Source organism: Plantactinospora sp. KBS50, from assembly GCF_002285795.1.
GTDB lineage: Bacteria > Actinomycetota > Actinomycetes > Mycobacteriales > Micromonosporaceae > KBS50.
This window is the reverse complement of the sequence record NZ_CP022961.1, coordinates 2,538,147-2,561,680: the sequence shown is the minus strand read 5'-3', so window position 1 is coordinate 2,561,680 and position 23,534 is coordinate 2,538,147. Positions and strand designations below refer to the sequence as shown.

General features: G+C 73.0%; 18 protein-coding genes and 2 pseudogenes. 6 read left to right on the top strand and 14 right to left on the bottom strand.

All coding sequences use genetic code 11. The annotated features are described in order from the left end of the window. The first annotated feature begins 198 nt into the window (after positions 1 to 198). Positions 199 to 1,112, top strand: a pseudogene (locus tag CIK06_RS11390) (peptidylprolyl isomerase). Between the two features lie 49 nt (positions 1,113 to 1,161). After that, on the top strand, positions 1,162 to 1,992 hold the full coding sequence (locus CIK06_RS11385) for a peptidylprolyl isomerase (RefSeq protein WP_232534158.1): 831 nt from the start codon (positions 1,162 to 1,164) through the stop codon (positions 1,990 to 1,992). 157 nt (positions 1,993 to 2,149) lie between these two features. Here the strand turns inward: CIK06_RS11385 and CIK06_RS11380 are convergent, their stop codons facing one another. The 8 genes and pseudogenes from CIK06_RS11380 to ruvC form a co-directional block, all read right to left on the bottom strand. Continuing rightward, entirely contained in the window at positions 2,150 to 4,738 is a 2,589-nt protein-coding gene (locus tag CIK06_RS11380; RefSeq protein WP_369916204.1) for a bifunctional (p)ppGpp synthetase/guanosine-3',5'-bis(diphosphate) 3'-pyrophosphohydrolase, read from the bottom strand. A 493-nt stretch (positions 4,739 to 5,231) separates the two neighbouring features. Continuing rightward, positions 5,232 to 5,795 carry an adenine phosphoribosyltransferase gene (locus CIK06_RS11375; protein WP_232534156.1) on the bottom strand — a complete coding sequence of 188 codons (564 nt, stop codon included), beginning with the start codon at positions 5,793 to 5,795 and terminating at the stop codon, positions 5,232 to 5,234. Positions 5,796 to 5,898: 103 nt separating this feature from the next. Further along, positions 5,899 to 7,113, bottom strand: coding sequence for a protein translocase subunit SecF (gene secF, locus CIK06_RS11370; protein ID WP_095564803.1), 1,215 nt, complete (start codon positions 7,111 to 7,113; stop codon positions 5,899 to 5,901). A 1-nt stretch (position 7,114) separates the two neighbouring features. Continuing rightward, on the bottom strand, positions 7,115 to 9,019 hold the full coding sequence (secD, locus tag CIK06_RS11365) for a protein translocase subunit SecD (RefSeq protein ID WP_095564802.1): 1,905 nt from the start codon (positions 9,017 to 9,019) through the stop codon (positions 7,115 to 7,117). A gap of 167 nt (positions 9,020 to 9,186) precedes the next feature. Continuing rightward, positions 9,187 to 9,492: a preprotein translocase subunit YajC gene (yajC, locus tag CIK06_RS11360; protein ID WP_095564801.1), complete on the bottom strand. Its 306-nt coding sequence runs from the start codon at positions 9,490 to 9,492 to the stop codon at positions 9,187 to 9,189. Positions 9,493 to 9,691: 199 nt separating this feature from the next. Then, a complete protein-coding gene (gene ruvB / locus CIK06_RS11355; protein WP_095564800.1) occupies positions 9,692 to 10,750 on the bottom strand; it encodes a Holliday junction branch migration DNA helicase RuvB in 1,059 nt (352 codons plus the stop codon). A 31-nt stretch (positions 10,751 to 10,781) separates the two neighbouring features. After that, entirely contained in the window at positions 10,782 to 11,387 is a 606-nt protein-coding gene (gene ruvA / locus CIK06_RS11350; protein ID WP_095564799.1) for a Holliday junction branch migration protein RuvA, read from the bottom strand. A 146-nt stretch (positions 11,388 to 11,533) separates the two neighbouring features. Further along, a pseudogene (gene ruvC / locus CIK06_RS11345) lies at positions 11,534 to 12,052 on the bottom strand (crossover junction endodeoxyribonuclease RuvC); the annotation flags it as partial. A 192-nt stretch (positions 12,053 to 12,244) separates the two neighbouring features. Here ruvC and CIK06_RS11340 point away from each other — a divergent pair. Then, the gene (locus tag CIK06_RS11340) at positions 12,245 to 13,057 is read left to right on the top strand and encodes a 3-hydroxybutyrate dehydrogenase (protein WP_095564797.1); all 813 of its coding nucleotides are present in this window, start codon (positions 12,245 to 12,247) and stop codon (positions 13,055 to 13,057) included. Positions 13,058 to 13,060: 3 nt separating this feature from the next. Then, entirely contained in the window at positions 13,061 to 14,995 is a 1,935-nt protein-coding gene (locus CIK06_RS11335) for a helix-turn-helix domain-containing protein (protein ID WP_369916203.1), read from the top strand. An 86-nt stretch (positions 14,996 to 15,081) separates the two neighbouring features. Here CIK06_RS11335 and CIK06_RS11330 read toward each other — a convergent pair whose 3' ends face one another. Together CIK06_RS11330 and CIK06_RS11325 are read right to left on the bottom strand one after the other, a co-directional pair. Beyond that, complete coding sequence (locus tag CIK06_RS11330) at positions 15,082 to 15,657, bottom strand: TetR/AcrR family transcriptional regulator (protein WP_369916132.1); 576 nt, start codon at positions 15,655 to 15,657, stop codon at positions 15,082 to 15,084. A 78-nt stretch (positions 15,658 to 15,735) separates the two neighbouring features. Further along, positions 15,736 to 17,301: an MFS transporter gene (locus tag CIK06_RS11325; protein WP_095564794.1), complete on the bottom strand. Its 1,566-nt coding sequence runs from the start codon at positions 17,299 to 17,301 to the stop codon at positions 15,736 to 15,738. A gap of 259 nt (positions 17,302 to 17,560) precedes the next feature. Here CIK06_RS11325 and CIK06_RS11320 point away from each other — a divergent pair, with 259 nt between their 5' ends. Next, a complete protein-coding gene (locus CIK06_RS11320; protein ID WP_095564793.1) occupies positions 17,561 to 18,232 on the top strand; it encodes a class I SAM-dependent methyltransferase in 672 nt (223 codons plus the stop codon). A 113-nt stretch (positions 18,233 to 18,345) separates the two neighbouring features. Here the strand turns inward: CIK06_RS11320 and CIK06_RS11315 are convergent, their stop codons facing one another. The 4 genes from CIK06_RS11315 to CIK06_RS11300 all read right to left on the bottom strand — a co-directional run bounded on the left by CIK06_RS11315 (position 18,346) and on the right by CIK06_RS11300 (position 22,810). Beyond that, positions 18,346 to 20,196 (bottom strand): MFS transporter, encoded by a 1,851-nt coding sequence (locus tag CIK06_RS11315; RefSeq protein WP_095564792.1) that lies wholly within the window; start codon positions 20,194 to 20,196, stop codon positions 18,346 to 18,348. Next, on the bottom strand, positions 20,193 to 20,756 hold the full coding sequence (locus tag CIK06_RS11310) for a MarR family winged helix-turn-helix transcriptional regulator (protein WP_232534155.1): 564 nt from the start codon (positions 20,754 to 20,756) through the stop codon (positions 20,193 to 20,195). The genes CIK06_RS11315 and CIK06_RS11310 overlap by 4 nt, the downstream gene beginning before the upstream one ends. Before the next feature lie 188 nt (positions 20,757 to 20,944). Next, positions 20,945 to 21,514, bottom strand: a complete 570-nt coding sequence (locus tag CIK06_RS11305) for a GNAT family N-acetyltransferase (RefSeq protein ID WP_095564791.1) — start codon at positions 21,512 to 21,514, stop codon at positions 20,945 to 20,947. A 54-nt stretch (positions 21,515 to 21,568) separates the two neighbouring features. After that, a complete protein-coding gene (locus CIK06_RS11300) occupies positions 21,569 to 22,810 on the bottom strand; it encodes an MFS transporter (protein WP_232534154.1) in 1,242 nt (413 codons plus the stop codon). A gap of 108 nt (positions 22,811 to 22,918) precedes the next feature. On the opposite strand from CIK06_RS11300, the gene CIK06_RS11295 reads away from it, so the two are divergent. Further along, positions 22,919 to 23,428, top strand: a complete 510-nt coding sequence (locus CIK06_RS11295) for a MarR family winged helix-turn-helix transcriptional regulator (RefSeq protein WP_095567739.1) — start codon at positions 22,919 to 22,921, stop codon at positions 23,426 to 23,428. Positions 23,429 to 23,534: the final 106 nt, after the last annotated feature.

Genomic DNA, 23,534 nt, shown 5'->3' with positions numbered 1-23,534 from the left:
AGCCTATCCGGCGCCGGGCCCCGCGCTCGCCCGCGGCGTACCACCTGACATCATGCGATACCGCACGGCGCACCTCGTACACCATTTTCCCAGCGATAACCCGTACACTCTGGCGGGCGTGTGGCGTGGCGCACTCGACACCCGGGCGGCCCCCACCGCCGCGCCGGTGATGACCAGGTAGGTGAGAGGGGATCGCGGGTGCCTTCCAGCAGGGACCGGCAGCGCAAACTGGCGCGGGCCAAGCTCGACCGGCAGATGGCCCGACGGGCCGCCGCACTGCGGCGACGCCGTCGGGTCCAGGCCGCCATCGGTGTGGTGGTCGCGCTCCTGCTCGTCGGCGGCGGCACGGCCTGGGCGCTGGGCGCCTTCGATCATGAGCCCACGCCGGTGGCCGAGGACGTCTGCATCTGGACCCCGGTGGACACCGCCACCAATCCGGACGCCAAGGACGTGGGCGAGCCGCCCACCACCGGGCTGCCGACCAGCGGCACCCGGCCGATGACGATCACCACGAACCAGGGTGATCCGATCACCGTCTCGCTCGACCTGGCCAGCGCGCCGTGCGCGGGCGCCAGCTTCGCCTACCTGGCCGGCAAGCAGTTCTTCGACAACACCAAGTGCCACGAGATCACGACCGAGGGCGCGCTGCACTGCGGCGACCCCGGCGACAGCGGCCAGGGCGGCCCCGCGTACTCGTTCTACAACGAGAACGTCCCGGAGGTGCCGGCGGCGGACCCGTCGGCCAGCCCGGCGCCCGAGCAGCCCCCGGCGTACCCGGCCGGCACGGTGGCCATGATCAACACGCCCCGGGAGTCAACGGGAGCCAGTTCCTGATCTTCTTCAAGGACTTCAGCCCGGAGTCGCCCGCCTACTCGGTGGTGGGAAAGGTCACCGCCGGGCTGGACGTGGTCGAGAAGATCGGTGCCCTGCCGACCGTGGACAATGGTTCGGGAGCCAAGGTCAAGCCCGAAACCGACGTGGTGGTCCAGAGCCTCACCGTCGGCGAACCGGAGTCGGCGGCGGCCCCGGACCAGTCCACCGCGCCGGCCGACGGCCCGCCGTCCGACGTACCGTCGGCCGACCCCGCAGCGAGCGCCAGCGGCCGGTCCTGACCACCCGGTCCACCCCCCAGCACCACCGGACACGTCCAGGAGGAGCCACGTGACGTCCACGAGAGAGCGGCAGCGCGCCGCCGCCAAGGCGCGACTGGAAAAGGAGATGCGGGAACGCGCCGAACAGGCGCGCCGGCGCCGGCGGACGCGCAACCTCGTCGCGGGCGGTGCGGCACTGGTGCTGGTCGTCGCGGGGGGCGTCTGGGCACTGGTCGCGATGAACGACTCCGGCAAGAAGAAGAACGTCGCGGCCGACAGCGGGACCGCCGAGTGCACCTGGACCAAGCTCACCGCCGACGAGAAGACCCCGCAGGTCAAGGACGTCGGCGAGCCGCCCGTCACGGTACCGAAGACCGGAACGGACATTCTGACCATCGACACCGGCCTGGGCGCGATCAAGGCCAAGGTCGACCGGGCGGCCACCCCGTGCACCGCGGCCAGCTTCGAGTACCTGGCCAGCAAGGACTTCTGGGACAACACCAAGTGCCACCGGCTGGTGACCGAGGGAATCCAGGTCCTCCAGTGCGGTGACCCCAGCGCCACCGGCGAGGGCTACCGGGACACCGACGGGCAGGGCGGTCCGGGCTACCGGTACGCCGAGGAGAACCTTCCCACCGACAAGCGCCCGCCGTACCCGGCCGGCGTGATCGCGATGGCCAAGACCCAGGCGCCGAGCAGCACCGGAAGCCAGTTCTTCATCGTGTACGGCGACTCCCAGCTCGATCCGAGCTACACGGTCCTGGGCACGATCACCGAGGGCATGGACATCGTCAACGAGGTTGCGGAGGCCGGCGACGACGGCGCCTTCGCCGAGCAGGCCGGTGGCGGTCACCCGAAGAAGGAAGTGCTGATCAAGGACCTCACCATGGCCCAGGCGTGAGCCTGGACTTTCGGTACGGACCAGCCCGCCCCCGTATCGGGGCGGGCTGGTCCGTTCCCGAGGTCTGAAGTCTGAGGTCGGGGCGTACCCGGCGCCCGAACACGCAGCGGGACGACGGCGGCCGGGCCGCGCAGGACCGGCTCCGGCCCGGCGGAGGTCAGGCTCCGGAGGTCACCCGGTACGCGTCGAACACCCCGTCCACCTTGCGGACCGCGGCCAGCAGGTGCCCCAGGTGCTTCGGGTCGGCCATCTCGAAGCTGAACCGGCTCACCGCGACCCGGTCCCGGGTGGTGGTGACGGTGGCGGAGAGGATGTTGACCCGTTCTTCGGAGAGTACCCGGGTGACGTCGGTGAGCAGCTTGTGCCGGTCCAGCGCCTCCACCTGGATGGCGACCAGGAAGGTCGAGGCGGCGGTGAGCTTCCAGCTGACCTCGACGATCCGCTCGGCCTGCACCTTCAGGTCCTCGGCGTTGGCGCAGTCGTCGCGGTGCACGCTGACCCCGCCGGAGCGGGTCACGAAGCCGAACACCGCGTCCGGCGGCACCGGGGTGCAGCAGCGGGCCAGCTTGATCCACACGTCGCTGACCCCGCGCACCACCACACCCGGATCGTGGCTGCTGGCCCGGCTGCGCGGCGGGCGGGTGGCCACCGCCGTCTCGGCGATGTCCTCGACCGCGCCCTCCTCGCCGCCGTAGGAGGCCATCAGCTTCTGCACGACCGACTGGGCGGAGACCTGGCTGTCCCCCACCGCCGCGTACAGCGAGGCCACGTCGGCCAGGTGCAGGTCCCGGGCGATGGTCAGCAGGTTGTCGGAGCTGAGCATCCGCTGCAACGGCATGCCCTGCTTGCGCATCGCCTTGACGATCGCGTCCTTGCCGGCCTCGATCGCCTCCTCGCGCCGCTCCTTGTTGAAGTACTGCCGGATCTTGGTACGCGCCCGCGGGCTCTTGACGAACCCGAGCCAGTCCTGCGTCGGCCCGGCCGTGTCCGACTTCGAGGTGAAGATCTCGATCACGTCGCCGTTGGACAGCGTCGACTCCAACGGCACCAGCTTGCCGTTGACCCGCGCGCCGATGCACTTGTGCCCCACCTCGGTGTGCACCGCGTAGGCGAAGTCCACCGGCGTCGAGCCGGTCGGCAGCGGGATGACGTCGCCCTTCGGGGTGAAGACGTACACCTCCTGGCTGGACAGGTCGAACCGGAGCGCGTCCAGGAACTCCGACGGGTCGCTGGCCTCCCGCTGCCAGTCCAGCAGCTGCCGCAGCCAGGTCATCTCGTCGATGTGCGCCGGCGGGCCGACCACGGTCGCGCCCTTCTGCTCCTTGTACTTCCAGTGCGCGGCGATACCGAACTCGGCGGTGCGGTGCATCGCGTACGTGCGGATCTGCATCTCGACCGGCTTGCCGCTGGGCCCGATGACCGTCGTGTGCAGCGACTGGTACATGTTGAACTTGGGCATCGCGATGTAGTCCTTGAACCGGCCCGGCACCGGCTGCCAGTTCGCGTGGATCACCCCGAGCGCCGCGTAGCAGTCCCGCACGGTCTCCACCAGGATGCGCACGCCGATGAGGTCGTAGATGTCGTTGAAGTCCCGACCCCGCACGATCATCTTCTGGTAGATCGAGTACAGGTGCTTCGGCCGCCCGGTCGTCTCCGCCTTGATCTTGGCCGACCGCAGGTCGGTCTGCACCTTCTGGGTCACCTGCCGCAACAGCGCCTCGCGCTGCGGCTGGTGCTCCCCGATCAGCCGGTTGATCTCCTCGAACCGCTTCGGGAACAGCGTCCCGAAGGCCAGGTCCTCCAGCTCCCACTTGATCGTGTTCATACCCAGCCGGTGCGCCAGCGGGGCCAGGATCTCCAGCGTCTCCTTGGCCTTCTGCTCCCGCTTGGGCGCCGGCAGGAAGGACAGCGTCCGCATGTTGTGCAACCGGTCGGCCAGCTTGATCACCAGCACCCGCGGGTCCTTGGCCATGGCCACCACCATCTTGCGGATGGTCTCGGCCTTCGCCGCGTCGCCCAACTTGACCTTGTCGAGCTTCGTCACCCCGTCGACCAGCAACGCGACCTCGGCGCCGAAGTCGGTGCGCATCTCCTCAAGCTTGTAGTCGGTGTCCTCGATCGTGTCGTGCAGCAGCGCCGCGACCAGCGTGGTGGTGTCCATCCCGAGGTTGGCCAGGATCGTGGCCACCGCCAGCGGGTGCGTGATGTACGGGTCGCCCGACTTGCGGTACTGACCCGAGTGCCAGCGGGCGGCGATGTCGAAGGCGCGCTGCAACAGCCGCGCGTCGGCCTTCGGGTGGCTCGCCCGGTGGGTGGCGATCAGCGGCTCCAGCACCTCGCTGACCTGCGAGGTCTGCCAGGGCGCGTTGAACCTGGCCAGCCGCGCCCGGACCCGGCGCCCGGTGGGCGCGCTGGCCAGTCCGAAGCCGCCCGAGGTGGTGCCGCTGTCCTCGCCGTCCGGGATGGGGCTGGTCGGCACCCCGCCCAGCGGGTCACCGCTGGACGCCGCGTCGGGACCGCCCCCGGCCACGCCGGCCACGCCGTCCGGGCCACCGTCGCCGGCGGCCACGCCGCCCGCGCCGGCGTCGCCGGGCGTACCGCCGGCCCGGCCGTTGGTGGACGTCCCGCCCGTAGCACCGCCGCCGGACGCACCGCCCGCACGGCCGTTGGTGGACGTCGTGCCCGCGCGGCCGTTGGTGGGCGCCGTACCCGGGCCGTCGGTGGTGGCCCCGTCCGGGCCGCCGATCCGGTCGGCGCGGAACCCGTGGTATCCACCTCAGCGGGGACCGCCTCGCCGATCGGGCCGTCCGGTCCGGCGCCACCGTCCCGGACCGACCCGGTGGCCGTGGCGCCCGCCTGCTGGGCGGTCCGGCCGTCACCCGTCGGATGCACCGTGCCCTCCGTCTCCAGGAGCGACATCGTGGGACACCGGCCTCCTCACACCTCGCTTGGTGGACCGGTCGAAGCCGGCCGGTCCGGCCCCGCCCGGGCGGGTGACCCGTTGGGGTTGACCCGTCACCGGTCGGGAAAAGGCAATGGTACCCGCGTGCCGGGCGGGATGCGCCTCCCCCGAAGGTACCCCGCGGGCGTCCCGACCGGGGTCCCCGGCACGGCCCACCGGGCCGCGTTCCGGACCGCCGCGGGGCCGCCCGTTCGGGCGGCCGGGCCAGGCCGTCGGCAGGGTCGCGGCCCGGGCGGCCCGGCGGGGCCGCGCGTGACGCCGGCCCGCGGACGCCGGGTCAGACGGTCAACAGGGCATGTACGGGACGCGGTGCCAGCCGCTCCCGGCCGCCGAGGAAGGACAGCTCGACCAGCACGGTGAAGCCGGCCACCGTGCCGCCGGCCCGCTCCACCAGATCGAGGGTGGCCGCGGCGGTCCCGCCGGTGGCCAGCACGTCGTCGACGACCAGCACCCGGTGTCCGGCCGTGAAGGCGTCCTGGTGCACCTCCAGGGTCGCCTCGCCGTACTCCAGCTCGTACGAGGCCGCGTACGCCGGGCGGGGCAGCTTCCCGGCCTTGCGCACCGGCACCACGCCCACCCCGGTGGCGTAGGCGATGGCCGCCGCCACCACGAAGCCCCGGGCCTCGATGCCGACCACCGCGTCGAACGCCTCCCGGCCGTGGTGGCGCACGATGCCGTCGATCACCTCGCGGAACGCCGGACCGTCCGCGAACAGCGGCATCAGGTCCTTGAACATCACGCCCGGCTGCGGAAAGTCCGGCACGTCCAGGATCCGGCTGGACACCAGCCGTGCGGCGTCCGGCCCGCTGTCGCCGCGTACCTCGGTCTCGGTCGGATTCACCCTGCTCCCTTCATGCGGCGATCGTGCGCCTTCGGGCCGGATCATGCCGGTGGTCCCGGAAGGCGCACGATCGCCGGAAACGAACCAGCGGCGCTGGAACAGACTAGCGGCGCTTGGACCCGCTCGGCCGGTTGCCGCCGCCGGGCCGGTTGCGCGATCCTCCGGACCGCTTCCCGCCGGTGGGCCGGGCGCCGACCCGGGGTGCCGCGCCGGCCAGCGCGGCCCGCTCGGTGTCGGCCTCCCCGTCGGAGCCGGTGTCCGGGGTCGGGGTGGCCGCCCGGGCGCCCTCGGCCGCCTTGGCCGGACGCCGGCCGGAGCGGGTGGCCTCCGGGCCGCCGGCCCGCCGTGCCAGCACCCGCTTGGTGTGGGCCTGGATCCGCGGCTCGAAGTCCTTGAGGGTGACCAGCACCGGAGTGGCGAAGAAGATCGACGAGCAGACCGCGATGCCCTGGCCGACGAAGAGCACCAGGCCGAGGTCCTTGAGGGTGCCGGCGCCCAGCAGGAACGCCCCGATGAACAGCAGGCCGCCGACCGGCAGCAACGCCACCAGGCCGGTGTTGATGGAACGCATCAGGGTCTGGTTGACGGCCAGGTTGGCCGCCTCGCCGTACGTCTGGACGCTGCTGCCGGTGATGCTGCGGGTGTTCTCCTGGATCTTGTCGAACACCACGACGACGTCGTAGAGCGCGAAGCCCAGGATGGTGAGGAAGCCGATCACCGTCGACGGGGTGACCTCGAAGCCGACAAGGGAGTAGATGCCGGCGGTGACCACGAGGTTGAACAGCAACGACGAGACGGCGGCCACCGCCATCCGCCACTCGAAGCGCAGGATCAGGTACCCGGTCACCACGGCCAGGAAGATCAACAAACCGAGCAGCGCCCGCTCGGTCACCTGGCCGCCCCAGGCGGCGCTCACCCGGTTGGCGCTGATCTGCTCCGCCGGGATGTTGAACCGCTGCGAGAGGGCGTTCTGCACCTCGGTGGCCCGCTCAAGGGAGAGCTCGGAGGTCCGCACCTCGTACGTGGCGTTGGTGCCGGCCCCGCCGATCCGCTGGGTGGAGACCAGCCGCTCGTCGCCGCTGAGCGCCTCCCCGACGCCGCGCTCGGCCTGCTCCAGCGTGCCGATGGTGGCCGGGATCTGGAACGAGTTGCCACCGGAGAACTCGATGCCGAGGCTGAAGCCGCGCAGCAGCGTCATGCTCAGGATCGCCACCAGCACCACCGCGCCGGCGACCCCGAACCACAGCTTGCGCCGGCCGACGATGTTGAGGCCGGCCTCGCCCCGGTAGAGGCGGGTAGCCAGACCGCTGCGGGCCATCTCAGGCCTCCTTCACGCGCGGGTTGCGGGTGGACTCGGACTCGTCCTGGTGCAGGACCCGGCCGAGGCCGCTGACCCGCGGCGACAGGAACGCCCGGGTCCGGGCGAACATGGTCATGATCGGGTGCCGGAAGAGGAACACGATCACGAGGTCCAGCACGGTGGCCAGGCCGAGGGCGAAGGCGAAGCCCTTGACCGTGCCGACCGAGACGATGTAGAGCACGACGGCCGCCATCACGGTGATCGCGTTCGCCGAGATGATCGTGCGGCGCGCCCGGGCCCAGGCCCGCGGCACCGCGCTGCGCGGGCTGCGGCCCTCCCGTATCTCGTCCTTGAGCCGCTCGAAGTAGATCACGAACGAGTCGGCGGCCACGCCGAGTGACACGATGAACCCGGCTATGCCGGCGAGGGTGAGGGTGAACCCGATGCCCCGGCCGAGCACGACGAGCGCGCCGAAGACCAGCAGACCGGACAGGAGCAGGCTCAGGAAGATCACCGTGCCGAGCAGCCGGTAGTAGAAGAACGCGTAGATCGCCACCAGCAGCATGCCGATGCCGGCCGCGAGCAGGCCGGCGCGCAGGTAGCTGGCGCCCAGGGTGGCCGTGACGCTCTGCGCCTCCTGCTGGGTGAACGTCACCGGCAGGGCGCCGTACCGGAGCTGGCTGGCCAGCTCGTTGGCGGTCTGGTTGGTGAAGCTGCCGGTGATCTGCGAGTCACCGGTGAGCACGCCCTGGATCTCCGGTGCGGAGATGACGACGTTGTCCAGCACCACCGCCACCCGGCAGTGCTGGTCCTGGCCGAGCGCCGTGGCGTCGCACGCCTGGCCCTCGTTGTTGAACGCCTCGCGGGTCAGGTTGGTCCACTTGGTCTGGCCGTCGCCCTTGAACTTGAGGCTGACCACCCAGCGGCTGGTCTGGTCCAGCTGCGCCGAGGCGCCGCTCACGTCGGTGCCCAGCACCTTGGCCTTGTCCAGCAGGTACTTCACCGAGCCCGCCTCGCAGGACACGACCTGCTGGTCGGGGCCGCTGATCGAGGCCGGCGGCCGGGCGTCCAGCTGCTTGCAGGTGATCGTCGGCACGTTGAACTGCATGTCGGGCGGTAGCACCGCGACCTCGTCGCCGGTGAGTTCGCCGAACGGCTTGAGCTTCTCGGCCAGCGTCGGGTCGGAGCTGACGTCGGCGGGGCCCTGCAGGGCGGAGGCCGCCGCCCACGCCTCGGCACCGACCTTGGCCTGTACGGCGCCGGTGTCCGCGGCCGGCTCGCCCGCCGAGTCCGACGGGGTCGCGCTGGGCGCGGCGGACGGGCTCCCGCTGGCCGCCGGGGTCGGCGTCGGGGTCTCGGCGAGTGCGCCGCCACCCTGGCCGCCGCTGCTCGGGGTCGCCTCGGCACCGGCCGACGGGGACTCCTGCACCGCCGTGTCGGACGCCGCCGTGCTCGGGCTGGCCGAGGGTTCCGCGCTGCCGGACGGGCTGGCGCCCTCGGACGGGCTCGCGGTGGCGCCCGGCGCCACCTCGGCGCTGGCGCCGCTGCCGTCACCGGCCTTGAGCACCTTGCGGAACCGCAGCTCGGCGGCGTTGCCGATCTGGTCGAGGTTCTTGTTCTCCCCGGGCAGCGAGATGACGATGTTCCGGTTGCCCTCGGTCACCACCTCGGCCTCGGAGACGCCCAGGCCGTTGACCCGCTGCTCGATGATCCGGCGGGCCTCCTCCATCTGCTGGGCCTGCGGCGGCTTGCCACCCGCCTGGGTGGCCTCCAGGGTCACCCGGGTGCCGCCGATGAGGTCCAGGCCGAGCTTGGGATGCAGTCGGTCCCGGAAGCTCCCGCTGGCCCCGTTCGCGAAGAACACCAGGAGGTAGAGGACCACGAAGATGAGCCCGAGCACGGCGAGCTGCCGGCCGGGACGCATCTGTCCCTGACGAGGTGGTGCCACGGTGTCGTGTCTCCCTGCGCGTGCGGCCGGCGGTCCGGCGGCGGTTCCGGGGCGCACGGGCGCCCGCTCGGGTACGCCCCGTGCCGGCGGTGGCCGGTACGGGGCGGATGGTGCCTGTCTTCACCTCGCCGGTGCCGGCGAGGTCACTCCTTGACGCGCGCCTCGTCCACGACCGGGTCGACCGACTCCGCGGCGGGCGCGGACTCCGCGGTCGTCGGCGAGACGACCCGGGCGATCGCGGGACGGGCGTAGCGGGTCTGCACGCCGGGTGCGATCTCGATCATCACGGTCTCGTCGTCCACACCCGTGACGGTGCCGTGCAGGCCGCCGATCGTCACGACCTGGTCGCCGGGGCCGATCTGCGACTGCATCTGCTCGGCCTCGCGGCGCCGCTTCTGCTGGGGTCGGATCATCATGAAGTACATGACGCCGAAGAGCAGTGCGATCATGAGGAGCGGCGTGAAACCGCCGATCCCTCCGCCGCTCTGTGCTGCTTGAAGCACGATAATGACCTTCCCATTGGCCCCCGTGCCCGGCTGAGCACGCGCACCGGAGGCAGGATCTCACGTCCTGTACAGACCGCGGCGAGTCTAGTCGGTATCGCTGTGAACGCCGAATGCGGTGCAGATCACGAACACATTACGGGCGTCAGGACGCATCGCCGAACAGGTCGGGCGTCGCGCCGCTGGCGCCGCCAAATGTACCATTCGGGCGTATACGACCCAGATGCCGCCAGGCGCCGTCGGTCGCCACCCGGCCGCGCGGGGTCCGCGCCAGCAGGCCGGCCCGGACCAGGTACGGCTCGCAGACCTCCTCCACGGTGTCCGGCTGCTCCCCCACCGCCACCGCCAGGGTGGAGAGCCCCACCGGGCCGCCCCGGAACGAGTCCACCAGCGCGGTGAGCACCGCCCGGTCCAGCCGGTCCAGGCCCAGCGCGTCCACGTCGTACACGGCCAGCGCCGCGCGGGCGGTCTCCAGGGTGACCACGCCGTCGGCCCGGACCTCGGCGAAGTCGCGCACCCGGCGCAGCAGCCGGTTGGCGATCCGGGGCGTGCCCCGGGACCGGCCGGCGATCTCCACCGCACCCTCCGGGGTGACCGGTACGCCGAGAATCCGCGCCGAGCGGTGCACAAGCGTCTCCAGGTCGGCCGGGGCGTAGAAGTCCAGGTGCGCGACGAAGCCGAACCGGTCCCGCATCGGACCGGTCAGCAGCCCCGACCGGGTGGTGGCGCCGACCAGGGTGAACGGTTCGAGATCCAGCGGGATCGCGGTGGCACCCGGCCCCTTGCCGACCACCACGTCCACCCGGAAGTCCTCCATGGCGCTGTAGAGCAGTTCCTCGGCCGGCTTCGCGATCCGGTGGATCTCGTCGATGAACAGCACGTCGCCCTCGGCCAGGCTGGTCAGGATCGCCGCCAGGTCACCGGAGCGCTCGATGGCCGGCCCGCTGGTCACCCGGATCCCCGCGCCCAGCTCCGCGGCCACGATGTTGGCCAGGCTGGTCTTGCCCAACCCCGGCGGCCCGGACAGCAGGATGTGGTCCGGGGTGCTGCCCCGGCCCATCGCGCCGCGCAGCAGCAGGTCGAGCTGGTCGCGCACCCGGTCCTGGGCGATGAACTCGGCCAGCCGCCGCGGCCGGACGCTCGCCTCCGCGTCCCGTTCGGCCTCGCTGGCGTACGCCGACACCAGGCCCTCGGCCTCGCTCACCGGTCACCCACCTTCCGTCTCGGATCCGCCGTCACCGGGTCCGGCCGAGCAACCGGATCGCCTGCTTCAGCAGCGCCGGCACCGGCGGCACCGGCCCGCTCTCCAGTGTCTCGGCCACCGCGGCCACCGCCTGATCGGCCTGCCCGGCCGGCCAGCCCAGCCCGATCAGCCCCTGCCGGACCTGCTCGGTCCAGCCGCCGGTGGTCACCCCGGCCGCGCCGTCCGGGCCGATCGGCACGGGGCCGATCCGGTCCCGCAGCTCCAGCACCAGCCGCTCGGCGCCCTTCTTGCCGATCCCGGGCACCCGGGTCAGGGTCGCGGTGTCCCCGTTGGCCACCGCCTTGCGCACCACGTCCGGGGAGTGCACCGCCAGCACCGCCTGGGCCAGCCGCGGCCCGACCCCGCTCGCGGTCTGCAACAGCTCGAACAGCGCCCGCTCGTCGTCGTCGGCGAAGCCGTACAGGGTGAGCGAGTCCTCCCGGACCACCAGGCTGGTGGCCAGCCGGGCCGGCGAGCCCACCCGGAGCCCGGCGAGGGTGCCCGGGGCGCAGTGCACGGCCAGCCCCACGCCACCGACCTCGATCACCGCACCGTCCGGGGACACCGCGGCCACCGTGCCGCGCACACTGGCGATCATCGAACCCCTCCCGTCCCGCCGCCACCGGCGGCTGGTCCCCGCGAGCCGCCACCGGCGGCCGTTGCCCGCCCGCCGTCACCACGGGCCGTTGCGCTCCGCCCGCCGCCACGGGCCGTTGCGCTCCGACCGCCGCCACCGCCGGCGGCGCCGGACCGGCGTACCCGTTCGGCGGCCTCGGCCAGCCGGGACCGGGTGCCGCCGCGCCAGATGTGACAGATGGCCAGGGCCAGCGCGTCGGCCGCGTCGGCCGGCCGCGGCGGCGCGTCCAGCCGCAGCAGCCGGGTCACCATGGTGGTCATCTGCGCCTTGTCGGCCTGGCCGGACCCGGTGATCGCGGCCTTGACCTCGCTCGGGGTGTACGTCTGCACGGGCAGCCCGGCGCGGGCGCCGGCGAGCACCGCCACCGCGCTGGCCTGGGCGGTGCCCATCACCGTGCGCACGTTGTGCTGGCTGAACACCCGCTCCACGGCCACGCTCTGCGGCCGGTGCTCGGCGACCAGGTCGGCCAGCGAGCGGTCCAGGTGCAGCAGCCGCAGCGACAGGTCGTCGCCCGGATCGGTGTGGACCACGTAGTAGCCGACCAGCGCGCAGGGGCGTCCCGGCACGCCCTCGACCACGCCGACCCCGCACCGGGTCAGCCCCGGGTCGACGCCCAGCACCCGCACACCGTCTCCTCCCCGAACACACCGGCAGTACGTGTGTTCGACACCCTACCGACGCCCCGCCACGCCGCACGCGGTGACACGCCCGGACCGGCCGGAGCACCCGAACACGCCGGATCACCACATAGATCCATCCCCGAGTATGTGTTCGAGGCCCATGTGCGGCCGGCCGCGCGGCTCGTAACTTCATGCGCCATGACGGCAGAACCTCCCCGGGCCGCCGGCCCCGACCGGCCCGATGTGGCGGGATCCCATGTCGTACGGCTCGACCTGACGGGTCGTACCGCGCTGGTGACGGGCGGCGGCAGCGGCATCGGCCGGGCCTGCGCGCTCCGGCTGGCCGACGCCGGCGCCACCGTCCTGGTGCTGGACCGCAACGTCGAGGCCGCCAAGGCGGTCGCCGCGGCGGCCGGCGGCCGGGCCGAGGGCATCGACCTGGCCGAGCCGGGGGCGGTGGAGCGGATCGAGCCCGAACTGGACGTGGTGGTCAACAACGCCGGCCTGCAACACGTGGCGCCGCTGCCGGAGTTCCCACCGGACCGCTTCGGCTACCTGCACCGGGTGATGGTGGAGGCGCCGTTCCGGATCGTGCGCCGGGCGCTGCCGCACATGTACGACCGCGGCTGGGGCCGGATCGTCAACATCTCCTCCGTGCACGGGCTGCGCGCCTCGCCGTACAAGGCGGCGTACGTGTCGGCCAAGCACGCCCTGGAGGGACTCTCCAAGGTCGTCGCGCTGGAGGGCGCCGAGCACGGCGTGACCGCCAACTGCGTCAACCCCGCGTACGTGCGTACGCCGCTGGTCGAGGACCAGATCGCCGACCAGGCGGCCAGCCACGGCATCCCGGAGAACGAGGTCGTGGAGAAGATCATGTTGGCCCGGGCGGCGATGAAACGGCTGGTCGAGCCGGAGGAGGTGGCCGAGCTGGTCGCGTACCTCTGCACCCCGGCCGCGGGCTTCATCACCGGCGCCTCGCTGCCCATCGACGGGGGCTGGACGGCCAGCTAGGTGATCGCTTCCCGCACAATGGGCGCCATGACCATCGCCGTCGAGTTCCTGGAGCTGCTGGCCCGGGAGGCCGCACCCGTGGAGTTCGAGGGTCCGCTGGTGGCCGCCCGGGCCGCGGGAGCGCCGGCCGAGCACCTGGCCGAGCTGGAACGGGCGAAGCTGGTGGCGCTGCGGGTCCGCGCGCTGCTGGAGCGGCGCCGGCAGCGCGAGGTGGAGCTGTCCGGCCTGTACGACACGGCCAGCGACCTGGCCGGGCTGCGGGACCTGGACGCCGTGCTGCGGGCCATCGTGCACCGGGCGCGCACCCTGCTCGGCGCCGACGTGGCGTACATGACGCTGAACGACGGCGAGCGCGGCGACACGTACATGCGGGTCACCGACGGGTCCATCTCGGCCCGGTTCCAGGGGCTGCGGCTGCCGATGGGCGCCGGGCTGGGCGGCCTGGTGGCGCAGACCGGCACCCCGTACGTGACCGCCAACTATCCCGAGGACAGCCGCTTCCACCACACCGGCGAGATCGACGCCGGGGTCGGCGAGGAGGGCCTGGTGGCGATCCTCGGCGTACCGCTGCGGTTGGGTTCCAGCGTGATCGGCGTGCTGTACGCGGCGAACCGCTCGGCCCGGCCGTTCGCCCGGGAGGAGGTGTCGCTGCTGGTCTCGCTGGGCGCGCACGCCGCCGTGGCGATCGACACCGCGCGGCTGCTGGCCGAGACCCGGGCGGCGCTTGCCGAACTGTCCGGCGCCAACGCCACGATCCAGGCGCACAGCGCCTCGGTGGAGCGGGCCGCCGCCGCGCACGACCGGATGACCGCGCTGATGCTGCGCGGCGGTGGCGTGGAGGACGTGGCCGCGGCGGTGACCGAGGTGCTCGGCGGGGCGCTGCTCGCGCTGGACGTCGAGGGCCGGCCGCTGGCCCGGGTCGGGGAGATCGCCGAGCCGGACCGGGCCGAACTGGGCGAGGCCGTGGCCGCCTCGCGCACCGAGGGGCGCAGCGTACGGCGCGGCCGGCACTGGTTCGCCGCGGTGGTGGCCGGCACCGAGAACCTGGGCGCGCTGGTGCTGCGCCCGGACGGCGAACTGGTCGACGCCGACCAGCGGATCCTGGAACGGGCCGCCCTGGTGACGGCGCTGCTGCTGCTGTTCCGCCGCACGGTGGCCGAGGCCGAGGGGCGGGTCCGCGGCGAACTGCTGGACGACCTGCTCGCCGGGCCGCCCCGGGACCCCGACGCGCTGCGGGACCGCGCCCGCCGGCTCGGTATCGACCTGGACGCACCGTACGTGCTGGTCACGATCGGCGACGACGCGATCGCCGCGACCGGCTCGGCCCGCCAGCGGGCGCTGTCCTGGGCCATGACGTACGCCTCGACCCGAGGTGGCCTGGCCGCGGCCCGGGACGGCCGGGTGGCGCTCATGCTGCCCGGCGCGGACGCCGGGGACGCGGCCCGGGCGGTGTCCCGGGACCTGTCCCGGGTGACCGGCCGGCCGGTGACGGCCGGCGCGAGCGGGCCGTCGCACGGGCCGACCTCGCTGGTGCCCGCGTTCCGGGAGGCGGACCGCTGCCTCACCGCGCTGTCCGCGCTGGACCGCACCGGGGAGGGCGCCAGCGCCGCCGAGTTGGGCTTCGTCGGGCTGCTGCTGGGGGCCGTGGGTGACGGCGGCGACCGGGAGGTGGCGCGGTTCCTCACCGAGACCGTGGGGCCGGTGGTGGACTACGACGCCCGGCGCGGAACGGCGCTGGTGAAGACGCTGGAGGCGTACTTCGGGGTGGGTGGCAGCCTGGCCCGCGCGGCCGAACTGCTGCACGTGCACGTCAACACGGTGACCCAGCGGCTGGACCGGGTCGGTCAGCTGCTCGGCGCCGACTGGCAGCGGCCGGACCGTGCCCTGGAGGTGCAGCTCGCCCTGCGGCTGCACCGGCTGCGGTCGCTGGGCGGCTGAGCACCGGCGGCGCGGGTCGCCGGCCGGTCACCCGCCGGTGAGCTGGTGCCGGCGCCCCACCGCGCCCGGCGCGGGTCGCCGGCCGGTCACTTCCCGGTCGGGTCGCCTGGTGCCGGGCTGTCCAGCAGCATGCCGTTGAGCAGGTTGTCCACGATCCGCTCGGCCAGTTCCCGCTCGTCGGTGTCCGGACCCCACATCAGCAGCCGGCGCAGGAGCATCGACCCGCTCATCATCGCGAGGCAGACCTCGACGTCGATGTCCGCACGCAGCTGCCCGGAGTCCATGCCGCGGCGCAGCACGTCCCGGATGGCCGCCCGGCGCGGCTCGATCAGTTCCTCGTAGAGCCGGCGCTGATCCGGACTGCGGTGCACCTCGGGGACCAGGCACGGCATGATCTTCATGACCCGCGGGTCGCGGTTGCGCTCCAGCGGGCTGAGCAGGTTGATCAGGTCTTCCCGCACGCCGCGACCGGCCGGGGGCGCGGGAAACGGCTTGATCGTGCGCAGCGCGTCCCGCAGCAGCGCCTCCTTGCCCGGCCACCTGCGGTAGATGGTGGCCTTGCCGACACCGGCCCGGGCCGCGATGGCCTCGATCGACAGCGACTCGATGGTGCTGCCCTCGGCCAACATGTCCAGGACCGCGTCGATGATCGCCTCGTCCACGCGGGCGCTCCGCGGTCGCCCTGGCGACCGCGGAGTGCCCGCGGCTGTGGAGGTCATGGCCACCATTGTTTCCGAGTGTTACGCCGAAGCCAACTCTGGCTCTCCAACCGGTGCCGGCTCGGTCTGCGACCGCGCCGTCCGGCCGGGCATCCAGCGCAGCGTCACCACGATCCCGACGGCCGTGATCACCGCGGCCAGCAGCGCCGCGCCGTGCATGGCCGAGACGAACGCGTCGTTCGCGGCACCCAGCACGGCCCGACCGGCCGGGCCGAGGGCGTCGGCCACCCCGTACGCGCCGGAGATCGACTCGCCGGCCGCGGCCCGGATCGGTGCCGGCAGCTCGGCGGTGGCCGGGCCGATCCGGTCCCGGTAGACGGCCGAGAGCACCGAACCCAGGACGGCCACACCGAGCGCACCGGACACCTGCCGGACGGTGTTGCTCACCGCCGACCCGACGCCGGCCCGCTCCCGCGGCAGCGCCGACATGATCGACTCGGTGGCCGGCGGCAGGATGTTCGCCATTCCGGCACCCTGGATGAAGAAGACCAGGCCGAACAACCAGATCGGGGAGTCCGCGTCGATGACGACGAAGGCCAGTTCGGCCAGCACGATCAGCGTGAGGCCGACCGCCGCGACCGCCTTTCCGCCGTACCGGCCGACCATTGCCGCGCTGCGCGGGGCGAAGATCATCTGGGCGGCGGCGAACGGCAGGAACAGCAGGCCGGTCTGCAGCGGGCTGTAGCCGCGGACCAGTTGCAGGTAGAACGAGCTGAAGAACATCACGCCCATCGCGGCGAAGAAGACCAGCCCGATCACCGCCGTGGGCGCGGCGAACCGGGGCAGCCGGAACAGCCGTACGTCCAGCGACGGGTGGTCGATCCGCCGCTCGTACGCGACGAACGCGGCCAGCACGAGGATGCCGCCGACGATCGAGCCCCAGGCCGTGAACCGCTCGAAGCCGTGCTCACCACCGTCGATGATGCCGTACGAGAGGCCGACCAGGCCGATGACCGACAGCAGCACGCCGAGCACGTCGATCCGGCCGGGCCGCGGGTCGCGCGACTCGGGCACCAGCAGCGCCACGGCGACCAGGCCGACGACCACCACCGGAACGTTGACCAGGAAGACCGAGCCCCACCAGTAGTGCTCCAGCAGCGCCCCGCCGAGGACCGGGCCGATCGCCACGCCCAGCCCCACGGCGCCGGACCAGACGCCGATGGCCCGACCCCGTTCGCGGGGGTCGAAGACGTTCGAGATGATCGACAGCGTGACCGGCATGATGGCCGCGCCGCCGAGCCCCATCAGCGCCCGTGCCGCGACCAACTGGCCGGGATTCTGCGCGTACGCCGAGGCCAGCGACGCGAGTCCGAAGATGGCCAACCCGGCCAGCAGGTAGCGCCGGCGCCCGTAGCGGTCGCCCAGTACCCCGAAGCTGAACAGCAGGCCGGCGAAGACCAGCGTGTAGGAGTTGATCGACCACTCCAGCTCGCCCTGGGTGGCGCCGAGCCCGTGTACCGGGTCGGCGAGGGTGCGGAGCGCGACGTTGAGGATGGTGTTGTCGAGGACAACCACCAGCAGGCTGACGACCAGGACCCCCAGGATCGCCCAGCGCCGGGGGTGCCCGGTGTTCTCGTGCGGCTGCATGACCGCTTTCCCCCCAAAGATTCGTTCGATTTCCGATACGGACCAGAGCCGTATCGCAGGAAAGACTAGGTCGGGGCGTGGCGATACGGAACCGTATCGTTTTGTTTTGTGATGGTCGTCTCACGCCGATCGGCACACCGACCCCAGGCGCCCCCAAACTCCATGATCAACTCGTCTTCCAAGAAGTTGGGGCATCCCGCGCGGCCCGACGCCCCGACTTCACGGAAGACGGATTGATCATGACCTGGAGGGACGGACGATGGGACGAACGGCGACGTACGACGAGATAGCCGACTGGTACGAGACCTCGTTCATGACCGACCAGCGCGCGGCCGGCGATCCGCTCGGGATCGCCGCGGCCCTGGAGACCCTGCTCGGACCCGGCTCGGGCGGCTGCCTGGAGATCGGGTGCGGCGGCGGGGTGCACGCGGCGCAGGTCCGCGGGCTCGGGCGGACCCCGCTCGGGGTCGACCTGTCCGCGGGCATGCTGCGGTACGCCCGGAGCCGGCTGCCCGCGGTACGCGGCGACGCCACCCGGTTGCCCGTCCGCGACGGCGCACTGCCCGCGGTGATCGCCGTGATGGTGCACACCGACATGCCGGACTATCCGCAGGTGCTGCGCGAGGCCGCCCGGGTGCTGGCCCCGGGCGGCGTGTTCGTGCACGTCGGCGTGCACCCCTGCTTCTGCGGCGGGTTCGCCGACCGGGCCGACCCGGACGCCGTGGTCATCCGGCGCGGCTATCTGGATGCGCACTGGACCACGCAGTCGTGGACGGCCAACGGTGTCCGCGACAAGGTGGGTGCCAGCCACTGGCCGCTGCCCGAACTGCTGGGCGCCGTGCTGGACGCCGGGCTGACGCTTCAGCGCCTCGTCGAGGGCGGCACCCCCACCCCGACCGTGCTCGCCCTGCGCGCCCGCAAGCCGACCTGACCCCGCACCGGCCGCGTGCCGGCCAGCCCCACACAGGCCGCGTGCCGGCCAGCCGCGTGCCGGCCGGCCCCGCACCGGTCGGCCCCGCACCGGCCGGTACGTGGCCGGGCGGCTCAGCGGGAGTCGCCGAGCGGCGCGGCGGCCTGCGCCGCCGGCGTCAGCGGTACGGCCGCGAACTCCTCGGCCAGTTCGGCCTCCCGGCTGACCAGGTCCGGCGCGTCGCCCGGCCGGGTCCGCGGGGTGAGCAGCGACGCCACCGCACCGACCAGCGCCATGACGATGGCCAGCCAGAACACGATCACCAGGCCGTCGTGGAACGGCCCGGAGATCAGGTGCGGGAAGAACTGCCGGCCGGTGAGCGTGTGCGCGTTGGCCGCCGGCAGGGCGCCCAGCAGCGCCGGGCCGAGCAGCGAACCGATCGGGTTGTAGCCGAGGAACGCGGCGAACAGCGTACCCACCGGGGGCAGCGCGGCCACGGCGTGCGCCGCGGGCGCCGGTACGCCCTGGGCGGTGAGCCCGGAGTCGAGGGTCCCCGGCAGCGAGGTCGCGAGACCGGCCACCATCAGGGAGAAGAACACCCCGATCGACAGCACCATCCCGGCGTTCTGGAAGGTGGCGCGCATGCCCGAGGCCGCGCCGCGGAGCCGGGCCGGCACGCTGGACATCACCAGCGACGTGTTGGGCGCGGCGAACAGGCCGCCGCCGAGTCCGTTGAGGAAGACCAGCCCGGCGAAGGTCGGATAGCTGAAGTCGCTGGGGATCAGCAGCAGCCCGGCGAACGATCCGGCCATCACGACCAGCCCGCCGGCGGCGAACAACCGGGCGCCGAAGCGGTCGGAGAGCGCACCGGCCAGCGGTCCGGCCGCGAGGAAGCCGATGGTCAGCGGCAGCAGGTAGATGCCGGCCCAGAGCGGGGTCCGCTCGTAGTCGTACCCGTGCAACGGCAGCCAGATCCCCTGCAACCAGATGATCAGCATGAACTGGAGGCCGCCGCGCGCCACCGAGGCCAGCAGGCTCGCCGCGTTGCCGCTGGCGAACGCGGCGATCCGGAACAGCCCGAGCGGGAACATCGGCTCGGCGACCCGGGACTCGATCAGGCAGAACAGCGCCAGTACGGCGACCCCGCCGATCAGCCCGGCCAGCACCCACGGGTTCGTCCAGCCCATCGTGTGCCCGCCGTACGGCTGGATCCCGTACGTGATGCCGGCCAGCAGCGCGGTGAGCCCGACCGCGAAGGTGAGGTTGCCCCACCAGTCGATCCGGGCCGGGCGCCGCACGCCCGTGTCGCGCAGCGACCGGTACCCCCAGATGGTGCCGAGCAGCCCGATGGGCACGTTGACCCAGAACACGGACCGCCAGTTCCACTCGGCCAGTACCCCGCCGAGCACCAGGCCGATGAACGAGCCGGCGATGCCGGCCACGATGTTGATGCCCAGGGCGGTGCCCCGCTGCCGCGCCGGGAAGACGTCGGTGATGATGGCCGCCGAGTTGGCCATCAGCATCGACCCGCCGACGGCCTGCAACACCCGCCAGCCGATCAGCCAGAGCGCGCCGCCGCCGCCGTCCAGCGGGTCGACGGCCAGCAGGATCGAGGCGGCGGTGAACAGTGCGAAGCCGGCGTTGTAGATCTTCACCCGGCCGTACATGTCGCCGAGCCGGCCCAGCGTGACCACCAGGACCGCGGTGACCAGCATGTAGCCCATCAGCATCCAGAGCAGGTAGCTGACGTTGCCGGGCTCCAGCGGGTTGAGGTGTACGCCGTTGAAGATCGCCGGCAGCGAGATCAGCACGATCGAGGAGTTGATCGTGGCGAGCAGCGTGCCGAGGGTGGTGTTGGACAGCGCCACCCACTTGTAGTGCGGGTGGTCGGTGCCGCCCGCGAGCGCACCGCGGGCACCACCGCGGGTGTCGCCGCGCTCCGGCCGCCCGCCGGACGCCGCTCCCGGCTTCGAAGTCGTGCTCATCCCGTGAGTTCCCCCTCGTCGTCACCGGCCCCCGCCGGGCCCGCCTGTCCTGCGACCGGGCCCGCCTGTCCTGCGACCGGGTCGGCCTGTCCTGCGACCGGGTCGGCCACCGAGCCGGTGAGCCGGTCGGCGATCCGCAGCGACCGGGCCAGTGCCGCCCGGTCCTCGGCCGGCAGCCCGGCCAGCAGACCCCGCAGCCGCTCCGCCCGTGCCCGCCGGCGCGCCCGGATCCGATCCCGCCCGGCCGCCGTGATCCCGACCAGCACCACCCGCCCGTCGGCCGGGTCGCCGGCCCGTTCGGCCAGGGCGTCACGCTCCAGCCGGGACACCAGCTGGGTCATCGCCGGTTGGGTCACGCCCTCGGCGACCGCCAGGTCGGAGAGCCGGTGCGGGCCGAGATCGTCGAGCCGGGACAGCACGGACGCGGCCGTCAGGCTCAGCCCGTCGGGCGAGGTCGCCCGCCGCAGCAGCCGCATGAGCCGCTCGAAGTCACAGACCAGCCGATCGAGATCGGCCTCGGCCGGTTGCTCGCCGGGCGCATCGCCCGAGATGTCCGCCACTCCAGATTTATATCAGCAGCTTATAGAAGCGGCTTATGCATCTGGCCAAACTGTTGCCGGCGCCACAGCCGGTCCGGCGCGACGGCCCGTCAGGACCCGGACCACCGTCGGGCCGGACGGCCCGCCGGGACCCGGACCACGGCCGGGCCGCGCCACCGTCAGGAGCCGGACCACGGGCCGGGCCACCGTCAGGCCGGACCACCTGCCGCCCGCCACTCCCGGGCGAGCAGGGCGTAGACGACCTCGTCGGTCCACTCCCCCTTGACGTACTCGTTCTCCCGCAGGTGTGCCTCGCGCCGCATGCCGAGCCGTTCCAGCACCCGCGCGGACGCGGTGTTGCGGGCATCCAGCCGGCCCACGATCCGGTGCAGGCCGAGCCCGTCGAACCCGAGCCGCAGCATTGCCCGGGCCGCCTCGGTGGCGTACCCCTGGCGGCCGGCGTCCGGGTGCAGGATGTACCCGATCTCGCCCTGCCGGTGCTCGGCGTTGGTCCAGAACAGGAGGACATCCCCGACCAGCCGGCCGGTGGCGCGGACCACGACGGCCAGGTTGAGGGCATCGCCGGCGGCCCGCAACGCCGTGGGCTGCCGCTTGCGCTCCAGCGCGGCCCGGCTGGCCGCGTCGTCCGCCGGCCCCTGGTAGAGGTACCGCGCCACGTCCGGCCGGGAGAGGTAGGCGTGCAGGGCCGCCAGGTCGCCATCCTCGAAGGGGCGCAGGTCCAACCGGTCGGTCCGCACCGGGTAGTCAGGGATCAGCATCCCGGCAGGTTAGGCGCTCCGACCGACATCTCCCACCGACTTCTGCGGCGGCGGTCACCGCCCGGTCGAGACGGGGCGAGAGAGGGCGGCGGGTACGGCCGGGAGCGCCGCTGGGGCGGGCACGGCGGCGGACACCGGGGTCCGCACAGCGGCGGCGGGGCGGGTGATCCGCCAGGTGCCGGGCACGAGCATCGGTACGGCGAGCGCCGCCAGCAGGACACCCGCGCAGACCACCAGGACCGGGTCCACCCCGTACGCGTCGGACAGCGGCCCGGCCAGTGCGTTGCCGACCGGCATCGCCAGGAACGAGGCCAACTGGTCCCAGGACGCGACGCGGCCGAGGGCGGCCCGCGGTACCTGGTCCTGGAGGGTCGTCTCCCAGGCCACCCCGAAGAACGACAGCCCGGCGTACCCGACGAGCCCGCCGGCCATGACCGCGGCCAGGATCCCGGGCCAGACGTAGGCCAGCACCCAGAACGGCATCAGCAGCAGGGCGAGCCAGCCGGCGCCGAGCAGCCGGTGCGGCCGCCAGCGGAGCCCCACGGCCGCGCCGACGACCCCGCCGAGCCCTTCGGCCGAGGCGATCAGACCCACGGCGCTCGCGCCGCCCAACCGCTCGATCGCGACCACCTGTACGAGCACCAGGATCACGCCGTTCGCCACGTGGAACAGCGTTGCCGACAGCACCCCGGACAGCAGCCAGTCCCGGCTGGTGATCTCCCGCCGGCCGGCGGCGAGTTCCCGCAGCATGCCGGTACGCGGGGCGCGCTCGGCACGGACCCGGATGAGCAGCGCGGCCAGCAGGGAGGCCAGGAAGCTGACCGCGTTGACCGCGAAGCCGACCGGTGCGCCGAACACGGCGACCAGTGCGCCGCCGAGCGCCGGGCCGAGGACCGCGCAGCCGGTCTGGGCCAGGCTGAGCGTGGCGTTGGCCGACTGGCGGCGCTCGGCCGGCACCAGCATCGGTTTCAACGCCGTCATCGCCGGGCCGAAGAAGCTGCCGGCGCCGGAGGACACGGCCACGAGCGCGCAGAGCGGGGCCAGTCGGTACGTGCCGGCGGCGAACATCACGGTGATGCCGGCGGTGGCGGCGAACCGCACCAGGTCGGACAGCACCATCACCCGGGTGGGCTGGAGCCGGTCGGCCCAGACGCCGCCGAACAGCACACAGACCAGCATCGACAGCACCGAGGAGGCCATCACCAGGCCGAGCTGCCGGGGTCCGCCGCCGGCGCCGATGACCGCGACGCCGAGGGCGACCGTCTGGAAGCCGGTGCCCAGCCAAGACAGGGTCATCCCGGCGACGAGGAGTCGGAGGTCCGAGGGGCGGGTCATGCCCCGGGACTCTAGTTCATCGTCGAACTATTCACCATCTAATTGTTCGACGTCTGGCAGAATGTGGCCGTGGACGATCAGGAACGGGACGTCGTCGATGCCCACGTGGCCCGCTGGGCGGACCACTGGAAGGACAATCCCGCGTTCGGCGCCGAAACCGAGGGGGCACTAACCCGGATGGGGCACATCCTGCGCCGGATGCACCGGGACCAGGCCGCGGCGTTCACCGACCCGGACTTCACCATCGAGGACTACCGCACGCTGCACGCACTCATGGTCCAGCCGTACCCCACCGAGGCCACCCCGGCACAACTGGCCGAGATCGCCGCCGTCACCCGGGCGGCCATGACCAGCCGGCTGGACCGGCTCGCCGAGGCCGGCCTGATCACCCGGGAGACCTCGGCCACGGACCGACGCCGAGTGCTCGTCCGCCCCACCGCGGCCGGACGGCAGGCCTGGGAACGGCACATCTTCGCGTCGCTGCGCCGCGAGCAGCAGCTCCTGCGGGCGCTGAGCACCGAGGAACTGGTCCAGCTCAACGCGCTGCTGCGCCGGGTGATCCGGTCGTTCGACGAGTGACGCCGGGCCGCGGTGGCCCGCCCGGAACCGAATCCCGGCCGGAACCGTCTCCGCCGGAACCTGCTTCCGGCGGAAACGGCGAGGCGCCCCCGGGTGATCCCGGGGG